The organism is Xylanibacter sp. (assembly GCF_057607445.1).
Map to the genome: position 1 here is coordinate 44,953 of NZ_DBLZAX010000010.1, position 20,318 is coordinate 65,270.

Sequence of the window (20,318 nt, forward strand, 5' to 3'; positions counted from 1 at the left end):
TATTTTTCTCTTATATTTTGTTTAAATTTGCAATGGAAGACGGTTAATAGCCTGTCGATTAAAATTTATTAATAGCCTAATACGATATGTTTAAACACATTATTTTCATAATATTTCTATTTGTATGTCCTGTATGTCATTCTTATGCGTCGATGCCTGCAAACACAAAATCAGGCATGACAAAAATAATAGCCGACGGCTTGTATAAGGATGGCAATTATCCTTTGGCCATTACATATTATATAAAAGGTATGGAAATAGCTGAAAAGGAAGACGACAAGCGCACATACATGGCATGCATAGGTAATATTGCCAATATTTATGAAGCTTTTGGCGATTATGAGGCAAACCTCTTCTATCTGCTGAAAGGATACAAAATGTCGAAAAAGCTTAATGACGAAGAGCTGATAGGCAAATACCTTACTAATATAGTGCCTGCATATTGTCATCTGGGGAATATTAAAAAGGCAAAGGAATATTATGATATAGCCAAGAAGATGCAGGTAAGCAAGAACGCAACACAATGGGAGTATTTCCTAATATATAATTCTGCCCGAATAAAGCAGGCTGAACGTAAGTATGACGAAGCTGTGAAGGATCATCTAAGGGCTGCCGCATACGCAGAGAAAAATGAGCTGGACGACATCTTTATATTATATCAGGAGTCTGAGATAGGAAATATTCTCGTCAAAAAGCATGATTACGGCAATGCCATAAAGTATGGAGCTAAATGCCGGGATATGTCTGTTGAAATGGATAATGCCGAGATGGAAATCAATGCGTACAAGATTCTTTACGAGGCGTATGCCGGAAATGGCGATAGCGATTCTGCCAGAAAATACAGAGTGTTGTATCTTGAGACTTATGACTCGGTGTTTAGTGCAAAGGGCATGAACCAGGCAAGGGGAAAGCTGCAGGAGTATGAGTCGCGTAAAAGTACGGAGGAGATAAGTTCGCTGACCTCGATAATCAACATTTACACTTTGGCTGTTATCTTGATTTCTATTTTGTTGATAATCACGATTGTGCTGGCAGTGGTGGTTATACGCAAGAACCGTAATTTAAGAAATGCACAGCGCCTGCTTATCAACAAGAACAACGACTTGATAAAATCAGACAGAAGCAAGGTGGCTATTGTGCCGTCTTACAATGAAGGCGATGAGGCCGGCAACGACGAGTTTGACGGAAATGCCGGTGGGGTTGACATGACGCAGGAACAGGCAGACGCGCTTCTTGCGAAAATAAATGAGATTATAAATACGCCCGAAATAATTTCTGATCCTGACCTCAGTCTGAAGATTATAGCCGACATGGCAAAGTCGAACACAAAGTATGTTTCGTTTGTCATCAACAAGACATACAATAAAAACTTCAGAACATACATTAACGAGAAACGTATAATGGAGGCATGCAGAATGCTTTCGGATAATGAGCATTATGGCAATATGACCATTCAGGCTATTTATGAGGAGGTGGGATATACCAATGCGACAAGCTTTAACCGCACGTTTAAGAAAATTAACGGCATGACTCCAGCCATGTATAAAAAGCTGGCGGCTAAAGAGAAGTAAATATACGGAAGCTACAAGAAGGTAAATTTTTTATGCCATGTGCATGGCCTGACGATATTCTTGCATGTGAATGATGCGTTGGCTGTATGGCAAGGCTTATTTTATGTAGGCTTAACAGGTGATGCGATTTGTAAAGTCATAGCCTACGGACTGGCTTACGGTTGCGGAGCATACTGATTTTTCATAAAAAAACAATTAGTTTTTGATGAAAAACTCGGCCGTTTTCGCTTCAAAAGTGGCCGAGTTACGACATGAAAACAATAGGTTAATTATTTGAAACTAATACGCATTGTTTTGCTTATTGTTTTTGTTGAATAGTCGTCCGATATGAACGCTTGTTAATAATAAATGTATGTTTTGCTTTCGATTTTTCTGGGTTGTAAAATAAATTTATTTGATATTCAGTTTGAATATTAAGATATTGTTGTGCCGGATATCACGTTTATGGCATTTTAGCGTAGTCTTGTTTTTGTCAGTGATGCATTTTTTAGAATAAAACTTTAAAACAACATGAAATGTCCCAGTGGGATAAGCTGTTGTGCGGCTTATATATTTTATATATAAAATCAGGTTTTTCTTTGCATTTTTAAATTTATATTTTTACTTTTGCCAATAATTAGTATGTTCAAAAGAGAATAATAATCTAATCTATGATCACATTTGTTTTAAGTTTGGTTGCCCTTGTGGTGGGCTATTTCATTTATGGACGCATCGTAGAGCGTGTGTTTGCTCCCGACGACCGTCCTACACCGGCTGTAAGTATGGCCGACGGCGTAGACTATGTAGTATTGCCGGGATGGAAAATCTTTATGATTCAGTTTCTTAACATTGCCGGCACAGGACCTATTTTCGGGGCCATCATGGGTGCCAAGTTTGGCCCTTCGGCCTATCTGTGGATAGTTTTCGGCTGTATCTTTGCTGGTGCGGTTCACGATTATCTCAGCGGAATGTTGTCGCAGCGTCATGGCGGTGCAGGTCTGCCGGAGCTTGTAGGCTGTTATCTCGGCAAGTCAACCAAGAAGGTCATGCTGGTGTTCTCTGTTTTTATGCTTATAATGGTCGGTGCCGTGTTTGTATATAGTCCGGCATTGATATTAGGTACAATATGCGGCGACTCAGTTACATGGGTTTATGTATGGTGTCTGATAATTTTTGCATATTATTTTCTTGCCACGATGCTTCCTGTTGATAAAATTATCGGCAAGATTTATCCGCTTTTTGCCATTGCCATGCTGTTTATGGCTGTTGCGCTCATGGTGGTGCTGTTTGTCAAATGGCCGCAGCTGCCAGAGCTTACCGACGGACTAGGCAATCTGTCGCCTAAATCGGGTCCGATATTCCCATGTCTTTTTATAACCATTGCCTGTGGTGCCATCAGCGGCTTCCATGCCACTCAGAGTCCGCTTATGGCACGTTGTATGGCGAATGAGAAACAGGGACGTCCGCTGTTTTACGGTGCGATGATAACCGAGGGCATCGTTGCGCTTATATGGGCAACAATATCTTCTTATTTCTTTTATGGCGGAGCCGCACAGGAGCTTGGCGTTCCTCTTACGCTTCAGGCACCTGAGGTGGTAACCACCGTGTCTTCGGGATGGCTTGGTATGTTTGGCGGTGCATTGGCTATACTTGGCGTTGTGGCTGCTCCTATAACGAGCGGCGACACGGCATTGCGCAGTGCCAGACTGATTATTGCGGAGTTTCTTAACTTTGAGCAGCACACCATACGCCACCGCATTTATATATGCATACCTCTGTTTTTGGTCACGCTGGGCTTCTTGTGGTTTAACATCGCCGATGAAGACGGCTTCAACGTTATATGGGGATGGTTCGGATGGGCCAATCAGACGCTTGCCGTGTTTACGCTTTGGGCGCTTACGGTGTATCTTGCACGTAAGTCAAAGCCGTATATCATAACGCTTATCCCGGCTATGTTTATGACGGCCGTGTGTGTGGCATTCCTTCTTGTTTCTAAAAATTCGTTTGCACTCAGCAATGTTGCCGGCTATATAGCTGCCGTCATAGTGCTGCTGCTGTCGGGAGTGCTGTTTGCGTTCTGGTACAAGAAATATTGCCGGATAAGCACAGACAACGATTAATTTTTTGTGATAATATGTCGTAAGCCCGCGTCCGGGCTACAGGCCATGACCTCATTGAGCAGGTCATGGCTTTTTGTTTATGATGAAAAGCACAAACCGACGGACTGATATCGATTATCTGTCCGCCGGTTTGTGCTTAAGTTTATTGAATTGTGCTTTGAAGAGAGTATGTCGTTATAAAACGTATTATCCGAAAAAGCCTACAACGTATTTTGTTATAAAGTATCCGCCACCTACGAGCCATACGTAAAGCATGCCGGCAAGGAGGAACGGCTTGGCTCCGGCCTGTTTAAACTTCTGTATGTTTGTGTCTGTTCCGAGAGCAGTCATTGCCATGGTCAGCAGGAAGGTGTCGATGTATTCAATGACGCCGTTCAGCGGTATGTCCTTAACTGTCGGTGCATTGAAAAGATACTGCAGGAGGGAGTTTACACAGATTATGCCGATGAAGCCGAAGGCAAACCATGGTATTGTGATTTTGCTCTTTTCCTTATGTCCGTCGGCTGTGGCCTTCTTGCGTCCGGCAAGCGCGAAGCTCATTATGACGAGCACCGGGGCAAGCATCATTACGCGTATCATCTTTGTGATAGTTGCAGTGCCGGCTATGCCCAGGCTGTCTGTCGGGTCCATGGCGTTGCCGGCTCCGGCTACGTGTGCCACTTCGTGCAGCGTGCTTCCAGTGTAGATTGCAACGGCAGTGTCGCTCAGGCCTGAAAGTATTCCAGAACGATACATGATGGGGTAGAGGAACATTGATATTGTTCCGAAGATAACCACAGTTGATACGGCAATGGCTGTCTTGTGGCTTTCACATTTCACTACGGGCTCGGCTCCGAGCACGGCTGCAGCACCGCATATGGCGCTACCTGTAGAGGTCATTAGCGTAGTGTCGCGGTCGAGCTTGAGCATGCGGCCAAACCACAGGCCAAGAAATATTGTTCCTGTAACGATTATGGCATCCACGATTATTGCCGGCACTCCTACTGCCGCAACCTGTGTCAGCGTAAGGCGGAAACCATAGAGCACGATACCCGTGCGGAGAAGTTGCTTCGTGCAGAACTTAATACCCGGCACCCAAGTTTCGGGCAGTTTGTTGCGAAGGCTGTTGGCATAGAGCATACCAAGGATGATTCCGATGATGAGCGGACTGAGCGAGAGCTGCTTCATGATGGGCAGGTCTGCCAGATAGAATGCTGCAAACGAAAATAATGCAATCAGCAAGATTCCGTGAAGGGTGTTTGCCCTGTTTCCTTTTTCAAACATGATAGATTACCTTTGTTAATAATATTTATTTTATTCTCTTTTTCTCCTTGCCTGGCAGACCTTCGTGTCTTGTTGTCGGGCTGCCTTTAAGTTTACTGCTGCAAAGGTAATTAATTTTTTGTTATGTGGTATATCTTAATTTTTTATACTCTATAACCTGAAGTTATTATGCTGCGGCGTGTAAAGTCTTTGAACTTTTCGGTAAGCGGCGAATCCTTGCCGGCAGAGGCCACAAAGCAGAAGTGGCGGCTGAAGTTGAGACCGGCAATGTCGATGACTCTGAACACGCCTCTGGCCAGTTTTTCTCTCACGGAGAACACCGACACTATGCCCATGCTGCGGCTGTGGCGCAGAAAGGCCTTGATGGCTTCAGTGCTGCCGAGGCGTATGCGTATGTTAAGTTCCTGGGGCCTTATTCCGTGCTTTTCCAGTTCGGTCTCTATCACCTCGAGTGTTCCTGAGCCTTGTTCGCGTATGACGAGCGGTTGGCGGCACAGCTCCTGTGGAGTAATTTCTTCGGGCATCGACTCGTTGCCCGACTGCTTTATTATGGCCACGAGTTCGTCTTCAAGAAACGGCTCATACTGTAGGCCGGCTGAATGTGTGATGCCTTCCACCATGCCAAGGTCGATGTCGTGGTTGAGCAGTGCATTTTCTATGTCGCGCGAGTTGCCGTTGGTGAGCGACACCTCTATCTGCGGAAATCTTTCGGTAAATTCTGCCAATATCTGCGGCAGCACATACTGCGCCACCGTGGTGCTTGCGCCTATGCTTATGTGTCCGCTGCTGCGCTCGTTGAGCAGGTTCATGTCGTATTCCATGCGGTTATACTCGTCGAGTATGCGGCTGCAGTGTTCAAGCATGAGCCGTCCGGCATCGGTGAGCATTATCTTTCCGCCTGTGCGGTCGAAGAGTCTTACGGAGTATTGCCGTTCCAGTTCGTTGATGTGTTTGGTTATTGCTGGCTGGCTTACGAACAGCTCTTTAGCCGCACGTGTGAAACTGAGGTTCTTGGCCACGCTGTAGAATGCTTTTAGTCTGAAATCTGACATATTACCGTTATTTGTTTCTTAACCTGACAAAAATACAACTAAAAAACGAGAACGGAAAGCAAGGCGTGATAAAAGTGGTTGTCTGGAAAAGAAAATATCCTGAGATTTATATTTTGCGGCGTAAGCATGAATGAGCAAAATTGATAAAGCTATTGCAGCCTAATGGTGATTTTGATAGAAACAGAAATGGCTGTCCATAAATGAATCTTTGGACAGCCATTTCTGTTCTTATCTGATATGCCGCAAGCGGCATCAGCTTTTTTATTCTGCTTATCAGTTGTTCTTGCTGACGAATATGGCGTTCTTTATTTCAATTGTTTCGCCGTATGTCAGGTGAGCGCCGATAACTGTAATCTCGTCTCCAACCTTGAGACCGCTGTTGGCAACAAAGTCGTAGCGGTTGTCTCCAGTTGCACCATAGCCGGGATACAGACCATAGAGATAAACCTCGTTTGTGCCGTCAGAGATATAGACATTGCCGTAATGGTCGTTGGCTATCTTTGTGATTGTACCGGTTATCATATAGTTGGTGTCGCTGTCAGGAAGACCCATGAAGTCGGCAATAGAGATGGTGGTTGTAGGATTCAGCTCCGTAACATCGCCGCCTACCAGTTCTACTGTGCCTTTATATGTGTCGTGTGTGCCTACAACGGTTACGATGTCGCCGTTCTTAACGCCTTTGGCTGCAGCGTTGGTGCTCTTGTAAACCAAGGTAGAGCCGCTCCAGTCGGTCAGCGTGAAACTTCCGTTGTCCTGAACGTCTGTTGCCACACCCTTAAGGCGATATTGTGCATCGCCGTCGGCAGCAGCGTTGAAGTCAGCTACAGATACGTCCTGTATGCCGCCTTGCTGTGTGATTGTAGTCAGTGTGGTGTATGTCTTACCGTCTGCCACAGTAGCAAGTGTCAGCTCTGTTGAGCGTATGCCTCCTTCGTTGGGTGCAGCCTTGAAGGTCAGTTCTGCAGATGTGCCGTTCTGCTTTATTGAAGCGATAGACAGCCATTCCTTGGCATCCTCTGGAATGTCTACTGACACGCCTGAGCCTTTTGTGGTTACATATGCTGTAATGGTGCCGCCATCTTTAGAAATGGCGTCTGCAGAAAGAGAGTCAACCTTGATAAGGCTCTTGTTGATGTCAACAACAGTAACGTTTACCAGCTCTACAGTTCCGTTGTAAGTAAGCTTCGGACCCTGAACTGTGATTTCGTCGCCTACCTCGATGCCAAGGCTGAGGAAGTTCTTCTCAGCGCCTGACGCGTCGAGAGTTCCGTAGATGTAAATCTCGCCTGTACCGTCGTTCAGATAGAGGTTTCCGTAGGTCGTATTGGCGATAGCTGTCACCGTACCTGTTACTTGATAAGTCTTGTTGTCAGGTCCGGCAATAACCTCGGCGCAAGTGGCAGGGGTGATTGCAACCTCGCCTTGTACGACGTTGAGATGCTGCACCTTGCCGTTGCATGTTATTGTCATGGCGTCAGAGCTGCGGCCGCCTGTGTAAGGTTCTGCAGAGAATACGAGCTGTGTTTCACCGGCCTTGCCTACTGAGTCAGAATGCTCGTTAAATTTAAGCCAATTGGGCTTGTTCTCAAGTATCCAGTCGCCTTTGGCTTTTACAATGATGGTGTCGTTACCACCTTCCTCGGGGATGGATATGTATGATTTTGACACCTGAATGTCGTCAAGCAGAGTGATGTCATCGTCGTTTGAGCAGCTTGTGAACAAAGCCACAACACTCAGCAGAAGCAGGGAAAATATATTTTTTAGTTTCATAATTATACTTCCGTTTTAAAAATTAGTTGAATGTGTACTTGATGCCGATAGACATATACCAGCATTGACCGATTGCATGGTTTGCTGTCCATGTCTTTGTTGATCCGTTGATAGATGACGGAGTAGAGAACACAGCATAGCCGTCAGCGTCGGCTCCTTCATATTTCAGGATCTTTGCTTCTGTGCCGATAGCCGGGTTGAGAGTCTTGGCCACACCCCATGAAGAGTTGAAGAGGTTGCCGACGTTCTTGATGTCGAAGCTCAGGGTCAGCATGTGTTTGCATGCGCCAGTGTTGAACACGAAGTCGTGCTTGTAGCTGAAGTCGAAGCGGTGAACCCATGGAGAGTAAACGCTGTAAGCCTCTGCATATTCGCCCTGATGATTCTTCAGGTAGCTGTTGTTGTGTACATAAGCCATGAAGCGGTCGCGGTCGTCAGCTGTCTTGAAGCGGAACTGGTTCTTCTCAACCTGCTCGTCGGTCGGGATGAATATCGGGTCGTAAGCCTGTCCGTCGCCGTTCATATCGTTCTGCAGCATGTATGTGTAGTTGTAAGAGCCGCGCCATCCCTCATAGATGAGGCTGAAGTGGTTGTGGCTGTTGTCGTGAGCAGTGATCTGTGCTATTACGCGGTCTGGCTCAACATACTGTGAGTTGTGCAGCTTGATGTTGTTAGGACCTTCTACTGAAGGCAGATATGCTATTGTAGAAGAAGCGTTAGAGCCGGGCATACCTGTAAGCTCCTTAGAGCAGGTGTGTGTATAGGCAGCCATGATGTCGATGTTCTTTGTAGGAGATGCGTATGCTGACAAGCTTGCGCTCCATCCGTAGCCCTTGTGTGTGTTAGACAGCACATAAGCAGGCACAACATCTTTGTTGTATCCGGTAGGGAATATCGGGCGGTTGTCAACACCGTTGAAGCGTGCAAATCCGCCTACATCTGGAATTGACCAGTCTTGCATTGTAACGCCATATATTGTCTTGTTGAAGATACCTTCGGCTGTGATTGTCAGAGGGAAGCCTACTGGTACAACATAGTCAATAGCCAAAGAAGTCTTCCATACCTCAGGCATCTTGAAGTCGGGGTCTACGGCTGATATCTGTGAAGGCAGAGTTCCGTCCTCAGGTCTGATTGTCTTAGGATAGCCCAGTTCAAACAGTTTGTTCTGCAGGGCGTCGATAGTGGGATAGCCGTTCTCGTTTGTAACAAGTCCTCCGGCAAATTCTTCCATTGTGAATCCTTTCTTTGCAGCGTTTGCGGCATTGATGATTGCCTGATACTGCACCATACCTGAGTTTGTAGGCATGTTGGTGAAGAATACCAGCGGCAGACGGCCCTGGAATATACCTGAACCTCCACGCAGCTTGAGGGTCTTGTCGCCGAGGATATCCCATACGAAGCCTACACGCGGAGCTACAGTAAGATTAGAGCTCGGCCATTTGCCTGTGTCAATGTGGCGTCCGTCGTAGTCGAGGTCGTAGATGGCCTTGTTTGTCATAAGGTCAGCGTTGCTGAAGAACATGTCGTCAAAGCGCAAGCCGTAAGTAAGCTTGAAGCGTGGATTGATAGACCACTCGTCCTGCAGATAGATACCGAGAGTGTTGAAGCTTACTTTCGCAGCCGGATCGCTCTTGCCGTCATAGCCGTAGGTCAGGTTAACAATCTCAGGAGCAGCTCCGTTGAGGAAATCGTCGAGTGAGTAGTAGCGGTAATATCCTGTACCGTTACGCATATAAGAGTTGAGCGCCATCTGGTGTTCAAACTTAGCTCCAAGCATAATCTTGTGGTTGCCGGCATAGTAGGTAACATCGTCCTTGATGTTCCAGATGTTATTACGCACGGCGTTGTTGTGTGTGAACAGCTCCTTACCGAGTGAAATGTAGGCAGTGTTAGTGCCTGTGCCGTCCATGATGTCTATGAAGGGGAAATCAGCCGAATTGGTGAAACGCACATCATCGAGCTTAGAATAAGTAACCAAGAACTGGTTAGAGAGGTTCTCGGTGAAGCGGCTGTTAAGGTCGAGAGAGAAAGAGTGAACAAGGTTGTCGAGAGCATACATAGAGTTGGCGTAGCTCATTGACATCTGTGAGAAGCGACCGTAAGCCGAGCGTGTACCTCCGTCCATTGAAGATGCGTTGGTGGGGTTCCAGTTGCGGTTCTTCGTATAGTTGTAACGGAATGACAGATGGTGCATGTTGGTGATGTTCCAGTCGAGACGTGCCAACAGCTTGTAGTTGTTTTCGTCGGCAGGGAAGTTTGTCCATGAGCCAGTGTCGTAGCCGTATTTGTCTTTTACAAAGTTAGACACCTTCTCAAGGTCGGCCAATGTCGTACGTGAGATGTAGTTGTCTGCGTCGGCCACGCCGTCCACAGAACCGCGCCAACGGTTAACCACTGTAGGAGTCTTGCTCATTTCTCCGCTGACGAAGAAGAACAGCTTATTCTTGATGATCGGACCGCCGAGAGTGAAACCGTAAGTTGTCTTCTGGTCTTTCTCGCGTGCACCGCTTATCTGCTCGCGCTCAATGGCATCACCGCGCATGTTCTCGTTCTGATGATATATGTAGGCAGTACCCTTGAAGGTGTTCGTACCTGACTTGGTTATGGCGTTCACGCCACCGCCTATGAAGTTAGTCTGACGTACGTCGTAGGGTGATATCACAACCTGCATTTCTTCGATGGCATCGATAGATATAGGGTTGCCACCGCCGGGCAGACCGTCGCTCAGACCGAAGTTGTTGTTGAAGTTGGCACCGTCCACGGTGAAGTTGGCTGTACGGCCGTCAGTACCGGCAAAGCTCATTCCGTTGCCGCCGTAGGGAGACAGACGTGTGAAGTCGGTGATTGAGCGGCTTACTGTAGGCATGTTCTCCAGCTGTCTCAGGTTGATGTTGGTAGAGGCACCTGTTCTTTCTGCAGTAAATTTTGTAGCCTTGGCCGAAACCACTACTTCGCCCAGTTCATTGGCGTCTTCAGCGAGCTTTACGTTCAGGCTGTATGACTCTGCCAACTGCAGCGTCACATCTTTTGTAACGCTCGTTGTGTAGCCTATGTAGCTCACTTTGACGGTGTAGGGGCCGCCCACGCGCATACCGTTGATAGAGTAACGGCCGCTTTCGTTCACCACGGTGTTATAGGTGGTTCCCGACGGCTCGTGCACTGCTGTTACGGTGGCGCCGATAGCCTTGTCGCCTCCGGCCGTAACCATACCGTTGATTCCTGACGTTGTCATCTGGGCCAGCATGGCGGTCGCAGAGAACAACATCAACACGAATAGAATTTCTAGACGTTTTCTCATACTGTTATTGTTTATGATTAAAAATAAAATTTTAATAATCTGACTTAATTTTTCTTTTCTAAGGCGCCTCTGTTACGTCAGAATGCGCCTTACAACTATTCCACATGCAAAATTAATTAAAAAATAGATATATTATGTTACAAGGCGATTAAAGTTGACCTTAAACCCTTAATTTTTTTATATAAACGCCCTTTTCGGCTATTTTGGACGTTAATTTTAATAAAATTTGTTTACTTTAATGCGTCGGCTGTGCATGTGGTGATATGCAAGGTAAGTTAAATTTCAATTGTTCACAGGGCAGCATGTTGTTTAATTCGACAAACATATTGGTGTCTGCAGATGTTTTATTTTTTGGGGGGGCGTACTGTCTCTAATTTTTTCTTTGGCACGTTCGCCTGTGTCTGTAAAAAACAGATGACAATCTGCTAGATATGGAATGGCTGTTTTGCTGTATTCAAACGCTGCTTTAATCAATAATATGCGTGCTTTGTCTTGCCACTAAAACAAATTCATCCTTGCCGTCAGCATAACGGAGCGGCCGCGCAAGTTGTATTCGGAATAAAATTCAGACATGGCAATGTTGTAAGAATAGACATACTTGTGTGTGTTGAGCAGATTGTTGCATTCAAGAGAATATTTCACTCGTTTATGATTCAGGTTAATTTTTAAGTTAAGCAACGCAAATGATTTGTTGCCAATTGCCAAGTTGTTGTAATAGTGGTTCAGTCCAGTGTCAATACTTATGTTCATCGGCATGCTGAGGCTGAGCAGCAAGCTGTTGTTCATTGTGCGTATTGCCTGCATTGAATATCCGTCTGTCGTGCTTCCTTTAGACAGAAACATACTGCTGCCGGCATCGACAGACATGAAGTTGAACGGCTCTGCCTTTATTCCGGCTGTGAATACTGCCGCCTCAGAGTCATATCTCGTTATCTGCTCCTGGCGCAATACGGGCATGTGTCCTTTGCTGTATTGGGCAGTCAGTTTTATGCTTATGTTTTTCCAACTTATGTTTTTGCCTGCCGAAAGCATTACGGCAAATTCTTCACCACGGCTTGATGTGGTGCGGGCATACATGTGAGATAATATTCCGTTGAACGTTTCACCATATATCACTTTTGGACTTCTGCACGAATAAGAGGCATTGAGCGTTATGAATATCATGTTGAACGGATCTTTAAAGTCTATGTCAATGTCTGCTGCCTGCCATGTCATGCGTGGCATATAAGCCTCGTAAGATGCTATTTGACGGTAGTTGGTGAGGATATATCCTCCGTAAAGAGTTGACAATGAAGGGTATCTGTGGTCGGCTGTATAGTGGCCGCTTATTGTCAGATTTGACAGCGCTTTCCATCTGACATAAGCTGTGAGCGAAACGTTGAAGTCGTTGCGGCTGATGCTGTTCTGCTGTATTTTCTGGTTGAGGCTCAGCATTTCGTACATCAGCGGAACGTTTATTCCTGCGTTAAGACTGCCGTCGTAATAGTCTAGCATTGCAGTTATTCCCGTTTTAAGGTGCGACAGATAAGTGTCATTAGCAAAATCGGTTACTCTCGTCGAGGCTGCTCCTGTTGTGTTCAGTACGCTTTCCATGCCGCTGTGGTTATAGTTGAGCGTGGCTTTGGGCGATATTCTGAAGTTTCCTATTTTAATTGCAGACAACATTTCAGCTGAGTTTTCAGTCATGAATCTGCGGCTCTTTACGTCTTGTCTCATCCCCGTATAATTTCCGTTGCCGAAGATTGAGTCATACATGCAAGGCATAACCGTCAGCGCCTGCGGCTTTTCTTCATAGGTGACGAGCGAGTTTACGGCCACGCCTTTATAGTCGTCTTTCTTTATTATCATGCTCAGGCGGTTTTGCATGCTTATGTTGCGTGTCCACAGACTTTGACTTATGGCTGCTTCACTGTTGTCGGTATAGCCTTTGCCGCTGTTCCAGTGAGCTGTCATACCGGCCGTTTCGCTGAGATATAGTTTCTCTTTGTTTATCTTATATTCAAAGTCGCCTTCAGCCCTGTTTTCTGTAGCAGCATCGGCCAACTGTTCCGATATCACGGTGTTGCTCCCGTCGGGAAGCAAATATGTAGTCTTGTCATAACTGTTTCTGTGTTCATGGTCGTTGGAGTAAACAATGTTAAGCCGAGTTTCGTGGTCATCGTCGTTTTTCCATACGGAATTAATGCTTGCTGCGTGCGACTGATTAAAATAATAGTTGTGCTTGTCTATACCAGGCGGAGTAGGGCGCACAATGTCGGTAAACTGTTCAGCTTCGCCACTGTTGTTGCATGATGCAAGTTCTGCCGACACGTCAGTGCCGTCGTTGGCCGTCTTATATGTTGCTATGTGCTGTCTCTTTTTTGAAAAATAAGTCATTACGGCTTCTTCGTGCCACATCATGCCATTGTCGTCGGCACCGACGCCGAGCAGTGCTTCCATATTTAACGTGCCGGCTGCCTCAGGTTTCAGTTTCAGGTTTATAGCTGCCTCGTCTGGAATAACGAGTTTTTTCAGGGCTTTCACTCCCTGATGGTTCTCCATCACCTGAACCGTTGCCACCATCTGTGCCGCAAGATTGTTGGTGGCAATGCTGTAACGTCCGGCAAGAGCGTCCATGCCGTTGATGTAAAGGTGGCTTATATTCTTGCCCTGATAATAAATATGTCCGTTGTCGTCAACCTGAATGCCGGGCATACGCCTTAGCACATCGCCTATTGATATGTCGTTCTTGCCGATAAAGGCGTCGACCGAATAGTTGAGCGTGTCGCCAAGCTGCCAGATTTTACCCGATTTCACCACTACTTCCTGTAGCTCTATCGACTCTTTTTCTGTCTTATAGTTATGTGTTGCCGATATGTTCTTTACGGTTTCGCTTATTTTCTTTATGTTGAAACCGTACACCATGAGCCTTATTTCACTCTCGTTGCTGTCAAACTGCAGTTTATAGCGTCCGTCGCTTTCCGTAAACGTGTATGCAATGACGCTTGTCGTGTCTTTTTCCGACAGCGCCATTACTGTTATGTCAGACAGCGGTGTGCCTTTGCCGTCGGTAATCTTGCCTGTGAATATGGTCTGCGCGAAGGCTACACTATAGGCAGACATTAATATCAAGAGCAGTATGGTGTAACGTTTCATCAGCGATTTTTCCTTTTTCGTTTTGTTATGACTCATTATTCAAGCTCAATCGGGTTGTAAGGCTCAGGAGGATAGTCGCCTGATGTAACCATGTGTACGGTTTTTCTGTCGTCGCTGACAAACAGCTCCTTTGGACCGCCCACGGCCAGTGCGCCTCCCGGGTCTTTATAAATCTTCTTTATCAGAGCCATAATCTTCTCTCTTGTCATCACCTTTTCTTTCATGTTGTGGGCTTTATAAGTTGTTATCATGTCGCCGGGCCGTCCTTTCTCCAGTCCTACGCATGTCCAGATATAGTCATTGTCGTCTGAACTTATCTGCATGATGAGTCCGGGCAGGCCGGCAAACTTATACGGACCGCTATATATGGGAATGTCGGGTGTGTACCATGCCGTGTATTTACGTCCGCGGAACGTGCACGATGCCTTTTTGCACTGATAGCCAATTATTGTTTTGCTTCCGCTTTCCAGCTTCCATTCAATTTTTGGAGCAGCCTCATTGTAGCATAGGTTTGTATAGTTATAATACATCCTGCGCCTTACGTTAAGGGTTTTTGTTTTCGTGTTGGTGAGTATTTCTTCAGGCAGCACGTCGTTTTCGTCGAGTTTCGAAGGATAGTTCTCGTCTTTTTCGTATGCTATCGTGCGCAGAGAGTCGTTAATATGCAGCAGTCTGCTGTAGCAGTAAGTGTAGTTGTATCCGATATCGAGCCTCTGCAGGTCTTTACATACGGATGCACGGTCGGCAGTGTCTTTTACGAATTTAACGTCATAGTAAACCTTTATCCTGCATGAGTCGATGTCCTTCATGTCTTTTTTGCTGATGCTGAACGGACGGCTTATGCCCGATGAGCGTCTGGCTTTGCGTATGTTGCTTTTAACGCTTTTAGCAAACTGCGGATTGTCTTTTATGTCTTGTGCGCAGGATGCGGCACACATAAAAAGTGACAGGCTAATGATGATAACGATGTTTTTCATAATTTCGCGTTTATATGTGATATGACATGCAGTTGCAAATTTAGCCTTTTCTTTAATATCGTGTACTCTGTGTGCATAACTTTTTTTGCCGCTGGTTTAATTTGTTTAAAATTATAATTATATGATGTTGTAATTTGTTTTATTAAAGAAATATAACCACGGATAGATTATAAGAACTTGATAAATACAATATTGTCTTCATTGACACGTTAAATAAATACCAATACAGCTTGTTTATGAAGATTTATATTTTGATATTGCTCGTAATTTGTCCTATTTCTGCTAGTTGTCAGAATGTGGAAAAAGGAATTGTAGTATATACCGATAGTGTTGAAACGCCTGATTATGATAAGACGGCAAAAACGTATGATATTGATACAGATGCACCTGTAGGTTCGCTCATGTCAAGGCTGGGCAAATTTGATGTTTCGTATATTGACAATTCTTTTATGACCGAAGGAGTTAAACGTTGTTTGCGTATGGCTCTTGATGTATGGGAAGACAGATTGAGCATAGATGTTCCTGTACATATTATGCTGGATGCAGGTGAAGACATAGATCCTTCATTAGAAATAAAAACTGCTGTTGCTTATGCTGGCAATGGAAAAAATGCGCTGCCGTGGAGTCTGTTTGCCCAAACAAATGAAAATGAAAAAGACAATATTCATGGCACAATAACAATAAACGCTTTGATAAACTGGAATACATCATGGAGTAGCGATGGGACAGATTGGGGTATTGATAATCTGCAAACAGCCTTGCTCAGGCATATTGCCCATGTGCTCGGCTTTGGTACAAGTGTTGTACAGCAAGAAGGCGAGTTAGGTTTTGCAATAAGACAACAGGCTTCGCCTTTTGATAATCTTGTCAGTGATGGACAAAAAACTTTGGGCAGTCTTGCTGTCGGTGCAACATCAGCTACACTGAATGACTTTTTTAAAGAGGCAATCAGTTTGTATACTCCACATTCAGCCTATAAACTTTTTACTTCACCTACTGGCTATGTGCCATACCGTAGCGGAAATTATTTTTCATTAAGCGGCGACAATATCATGAACTATCCTTATGGCGACCGCACACGTCTGTTGCCGATAAGCGACGAAACTCTTGACGTGATGTCTGCCATCGGATGGAGAATCAATCCTTATGACGTTCACATTAAAGGAAACAATACTGATGTGTTAGGGTATGGCAGTCTTTATACCAGTCATACTTTTTGTGCAGAAGATTCTTTAGGATGTCGTGTCGCTTGTGACTGGATTTATCAGATATACGACAATAATGCTCATAAATATGTAGACGCAGCTGTAGGGCAAGGAGCAGATTTTATTGTGACACCAACTGATGAAGGCTTATCTTATGTTGATGAGTTTATGTGTCTGCAAGGTCGTATTACTTGTATCACTAATGGAAATGAATACACATTTCCATTGACACTTGATGCACGTCCGCAATTTGTCAGTTATAAAATATCAAATGTACAGCAAACCGCCAATTCTGACTATTACAGCTTTGACATTACTATATATTCTCGTGGTGCGACAGGCGGGGATGTAATTGTCTCAAGTGACTACGGTACATTATGCACACTTACATTAACCGATTCGGATGAACATACCCTGCATATATCTGATGCATTGAAGATTGGAGAAACTTATTTGTACGTAAATCTTACTAATAGATATGGAACAACGACTAAATATATAAAAGTGAATCCGCAGTCGACAAAAATTTCAGACATGATAACTACGGTCCAACCTTCTGCATATGATGTATACACAATGCAGGGTGTACTTATAGGTCGAAACATGCAGCTGTCAGCACTTGGTAATGGCTCGTATATAATAAGAAGTAAAACTGATCCATTGAAAGGCAGAAAAATTATATTGAAATAATTGCTTTATGTTATTATATAATAACGCCGCTAGCCATAATGGTTAGCGGCTACTTGTTTATATTTGCATATATATTAAATTCTTTCGTATTATAGTTTGAAAACTTATGTTTTAGAATTTAAACTTTAATGTGATAACAGCCTCTGCCTGCCGGAGCCTGTAAGAGTATGAGTAAATGTCGTTATCACGGAATGTCCTTATAGTGTATTCTTTTCTGTTGGTTATGTTTTTCAGTGCGAGTTCAATCTCTATTGCTTTTCCTGTCCATCTTGTTCCGCCGTCGATTTTTGACACATTCGAGCGGCATCATATATTAATCAAAATAGGAAAAATTTTGGCAAACTTTGGCGACGGTAGATGGAGCTCTATTAAAACAATGTGTCGACATGAATTTGAACTTTTGATATCTGTTTTTGATTATTGTATTTCAAAACGTCAGTTGGCTATTGTCATGTGAAAGTAGGAAAATAGAGTGATTCTGTTGCTTATTATTGGATCAGTTATGCAATTTATGGCGTTTTGAGTGCTAAGATGATGGGTTTTTAGGTGCAAAAAGCATGATGTTGTGCGTTATTATGCCGTTTTTGGCGAGGTAGATGGGCGAGTTTCTTATCAAAAGTGGCAGGTTTTTTAACCGTTACTCTATGAGTTACGACCCAAAAGTGGGCGAGTAATGTTTTTTAACAGTATGAGGTTTTTGCACAAAATTATTGATATATGCATATCGTGTTGGTATATAGATAATTACAGATGCACACGAAAAATGGCTGTTTTTCGTGCCTGATTGCGATTTTTCGGGAAGAATGTGGTTATTGATGCTTACTAAAAATCACAATGTAAGCAAATGATGGTGTTTGCTTGCATTGTGATTTGTGTGGATAAAGATGTTGTATGGGAACTCTTACCCTTATTAATCAGCTCTCGCGGTCAATGGGTTTTGCCGATGTTCTTGCCGTGCGAGTAAGCGTGTACAGCAATTTCGCCGATAATCTTTTCTGCCATTTCGGCGTCTATCGTGCCGCCTTCGGGCAGGCGTGTGTAGTTGGCGTCGTGCTCATCCTGCTGCTCCAGACGGCCGCACAACAGCAGTTCGAAGTTGCGCTTATATTCGTTCACCATGGCCTGATAGAAGTCGTCGGTGCGGCAGGCAAAGCGGACAAGCTCCATGTCGCTGGTTCCGGGCTTCATAAACTCGCGCAGCTGCTGCTCCATCTCCTCTGTTGCGAAGTTGAGGCGCATCAGGGCAAAGAAGGCCTCGCGATTGAAATAGCGTGAAATGTGCTCATAGTGGTTGAGCATGGTTTTCTTTACGTTTATCGGCTCAAAGCCGTTCTGGATGTCGGTGCCGTGCTGCGACTCTATTATTCCGGTGACGAAGTATTTGAAGAAACTTCTCACCACGGCCGCCAGCACGATGTCTTTGCTGATCTGTTTCATATCTTGTCATTGTTATTGTTGTCGTTGTCTTGCAGCGCAGCCTTTATGTTGCGCATCAGTCCGTCGTATTTGGCACGCTTTACGGCGCTGCCTTTGAAGAGCCGGCGATAGTCTTCCACAGTCAGTGATGTCCATTTCTCGCGCGTCATGTTGAGCAGTTCTTCGCGCGGGCGGAGCTGCTCTTCAGTTGTGCCCTGCGCAAACCTATTCCACGGGCAGGCGTCCTGGCAGCGATCGCAGCCGTAGATGCAGTTGTCCATCTTGCAGGCATATTCCTGCGGAATGTCGCCCCGGTTCTCAATGGTCAGGTAAGAGAGACAGCGGTTTGAGCTGAACTCTGTGCGCCGGCTGTCGTCTGTAAGATGCAGGGCGCCGGTGGGGCAGGCGTCTGTGCAGGCGTGACAGTTGCCGCAACGTGAGGGCAGGGGGCTATCGTATTCAAGTTCTGCGTCGACAAACAGCTCTCCGAGGAAGAACATGCTGCCGGCATGTGGGATTATAAGCTGATGGTTGCGCCCAATCCAACCCAGTCCGGCTTTCATCGCCCAATAGCGTTCGAGCACCGGAGCCGTGTCGCAAAAGGCGCGGAAGGTAGGGATTTGAGAATTGAGAATTGAAAATTGAAAATTTTGATTACTCTTTTGGTTGTGGACGGGTAGGTTATTTGGGGCGCTGCCGAGTGAGGATTGTGAGGCGGCATTTGCGCTGCATGGTTTGTCTGCTTTGGGGAGTGTTGCCGCCAGTGTGGCGTTGTTGTCTGTGCGTTCTGTGAGTCCGAGCGTTGAGGCCAGCTTGCGCAGCTTGTCTTTCATTATGTAATGATAGTCTTGGCCCAGGGCATAGACGGCTAATTGTGGCTCGTCGGCGGGTATGCGGCTTGACGGAGCGTAGCTGAGCGCAACACAGACGATGCTCTTTACGCCGGGCATGAGCAGCTGCGGGTTGAGCCTTTTGTCAGTGTTGGCAGCCATATAGTCCATGCCGGCATGGCCCTTACGGCTGAGCCATGCAGCGAATCTTGCTGCCTCTTCGGCTTCAACAGGCTCAGCCTTGGCTATGCCACAAGCAAAAAAGCCGAGGTTGCGTGCCTCAGCTTTTATCGTTTCACTCGAAAGTCTTAAACTCATATCCCTGTTCTTTTAGCCATTTCAGTGCCTCCGGCAGAGCGTATCTCAGTTTGTCGATGCTCTTCAGCGAGTCGTGAAACGTGATGATAGAGCCGTTGCGCGTGTATCGCTTCACGTTTTTCAGCACGTCTTCGGCAGTAAGCCATTTGCTGTAGTCGCGTGTAACGAGGTCCCACATCACGATGCGGTATTTGCGCCCCAGCCAGAAATACTGTTCCCACAGCATCCACCCGTGCGGCGGTCTGAACAGATGCGCGTTGATAAGGCGGTTTGCCTTTTCGGTGTTTGCGCTGTAGGCTTTGGTAGAGTGCTTAAAGCCGCCCCAGTGGTTGTATGTGTGGTTGCCCACCTGATGGCCGGCTTCGACGATTTGTCTAAACAGCTCGGGGTGCTTGCTTACGTTTTCTCCAACCATGAAAAATGTGGCGTGAGCCCCATATTCGGCCAAGGTCTTCAGGATAAACGGCGTTGATTCGGGTATAGGCCCGTCATCGAAGGTGAGGTATACCGCCTTCTCGTTCTTGTCCATTCTCCATGTTGCCCTCGGGTAGAGCCAACGTAGCCATTTGGCCGGCTGTTCTATAATCATCTTTTTTCTTTTTCTTTCTGATGTTAAGTTTATTCAAATTTATAATTGAGAGTCGCGAATGGAGAAATTAAGCAGGGCGTAAGCCAATTATGATTTGTCTTTAGA

General features: G+C 45.5%; 13 protein-coding genes. 3 read left to right on the forward strand and 10 right to left on the reverse strand.

Going from position 1 to position 20,318, the window contains the following annotated elements:
• The first annotated feature begins 176 nt into the window (after positions 1-176).
• Both ACZMIG_RS08995 and ACZMIG_RS09000 read left to right on the forward strand, forming a co-directional pair.
• On the forward strand, positions 177-1,571 hold the full coding sequence (locus tag ACZMIG_RS08995) for a helix-turn-helix domain-containing protein (protein WP_487889439.1): 1,395 nt from the start codon (positions 177-179) through the stop codon (positions 1,569-1,571).
• Positions 1,572-2,221: 650 nt separating this feature from the next.
• Positions 2,222-3,670 carry a carbon starvation CstA family protein gene (locus tag ACZMIG_RS09000; protein ID WP_487889440.1) on the forward strand — a complete coding sequence of 483 codons (1,449 nt, stop codon included), beginning with the start codon at positions 2,222-2,224 and terminating at the stop codon, positions 3,668-3,670.
• Between the two features lie 186 nt (positions 3,671-3,856).
• Here ACZMIG_RS09000 and ACZMIG_RS09005 read toward each other — a convergent pair whose 3' ends face one another.
• The 6 genes from ACZMIG_RS09005 to ACZMIG_RS09030 all read right to left on the reverse strand — a co-directional run bounded on the left by ACZMIG_RS09005 (position 3,857) and on the right by ACZMIG_RS09030 (position 15,165).
• Entirely contained in the window at positions 3,857-4,933 is a 1,077-nt protein-coding gene (locus tag ACZMIG_RS09005; protein WP_482693284.1) for a YeiH family protein, read from the reverse strand.
• Between the two features lie 143 nt (positions 4,934-5,076).
• Positions 5,077-5,985, reverse strand: coding sequence for a LysR substrate-binding domain-containing protein (locus ACZMIG_RS09010; protein WP_487889441.1), 909 nt, complete (start codon positions 5,983-5,985; stop codon positions 5,077-5,079).
• A 273-nt stretch (positions 5,986-6,258) separates the two neighbouring features.
• Positions 6,259-7,755, reverse strand: coding sequence for a BACON domain-containing protein (locus ACZMIG_RS09015; RefSeq protein ID WP_302330356.1), 1,497 nt, complete (start codon positions 7,753-7,755; stop codon positions 6,259-6,261).
• A gap of 22 nt (positions 7,756-7,777) precedes the next feature.
• Positions 7,778-11,053 carry a TonB-dependent receptor gene (locus ACZMIG_RS09020; RefSeq protein ID WP_021964872.1) on the reverse strand — a complete coding sequence of 1,092 codons (3,276 nt, stop codon included), beginning with the start codon at positions 11,051-11,053 and terminating at the stop codon, positions 7,778-7,780.
• Positions 11,054-11,551: 498 nt separating this feature from the next.
• Positions 11,552-14,188, reverse strand: coding sequence for a hypothetical protein (locus ACZMIG_RS09025; protein ID WP_487889442.1), 2,637 nt, complete (start codon positions 14,186-14,188; stop codon positions 11,552-11,554).
• A 35-nt stretch (positions 14,189-14,223) separates the two neighbouring features.
• On the reverse strand, positions 14,224-15,165 hold the full coding sequence (locus ACZMIG_RS09030) for a GLPGLI family protein (protein ID WP_418874201.1): 942 nt from the start codon (positions 15,163-15,165) through the stop codon (positions 14,224-14,226).
• Positions 15,166-15,401: 236 nt separating this feature from the next.
• Here ACZMIG_RS09030 and ACZMIG_RS09035 point away from each other — a divergent pair, with 236 nt between their 5' ends.
• A complete protein-coding gene (locus ACZMIG_RS09035) occupies positions 15,402-17,060 on the forward strand; it encodes a hypothetical protein (protein WP_487889443.1) in 1,659 nt (552 codons plus the stop codon).
• 111 nt (positions 17,061-17,171) lie between these two features.
• Here the strand turns inward: ACZMIG_RS09035 and ACZMIG_RS09040 are convergent, their stop codons facing one another.
• The 4 genes from ACZMIG_RS09040 to ACZMIG_RS09055 all read right to left on the reverse strand — a co-directional run bounded on the left by ACZMIG_RS09040 (position 17,172) and on the right by ACZMIG_RS09055 (position 20,213).
• A complete protein-coding gene (locus ACZMIG_RS09040; protein WP_418874199.1) occupies positions 17,172-17,354 on the reverse strand; it encodes a hypothetical protein in 183 nt (60 codons plus the stop codon).
• Between the two features lie 633 nt (positions 17,355-17,987).
• The gene (locus ACZMIG_RS09045) at positions 17,988-18,497 is read right to left on the reverse strand and encodes a hypothetical protein (protein WP_487889444.1); all 510 of its coding nucleotides are present in this window, start codon (positions 18,495-18,497) and stop codon (positions 17,988-17,990) included.
• Positions 18,494-19,624, reverse strand: coding sequence for a tRNA epoxyqueuosine(34) reductase QueG (queG, locus tag ACZMIG_RS09050; RefSeq protein WP_487889445.1), 1,131 nt, complete (start codon positions 19,622-19,624; stop codon positions 18,494-18,496). The genes ACZMIG_RS09045 and queG overlap by 4 nt, the downstream gene beginning before the upstream one ends.
• A complete protein-coding gene (locus tag ACZMIG_RS09055; RefSeq protein ID WP_021854693.1) occupies positions 19,602-20,213 on the reverse strand; it encodes a polysaccharide deacetylase family protein in 612 nt (203 codons plus the stop codon). Before ACZMIG_RS09055 ends, queG begins: the two co-directional genes overlap by 23 nt.
• Positions 20,214-20,318: the final 105 nt, after the last annotated feature.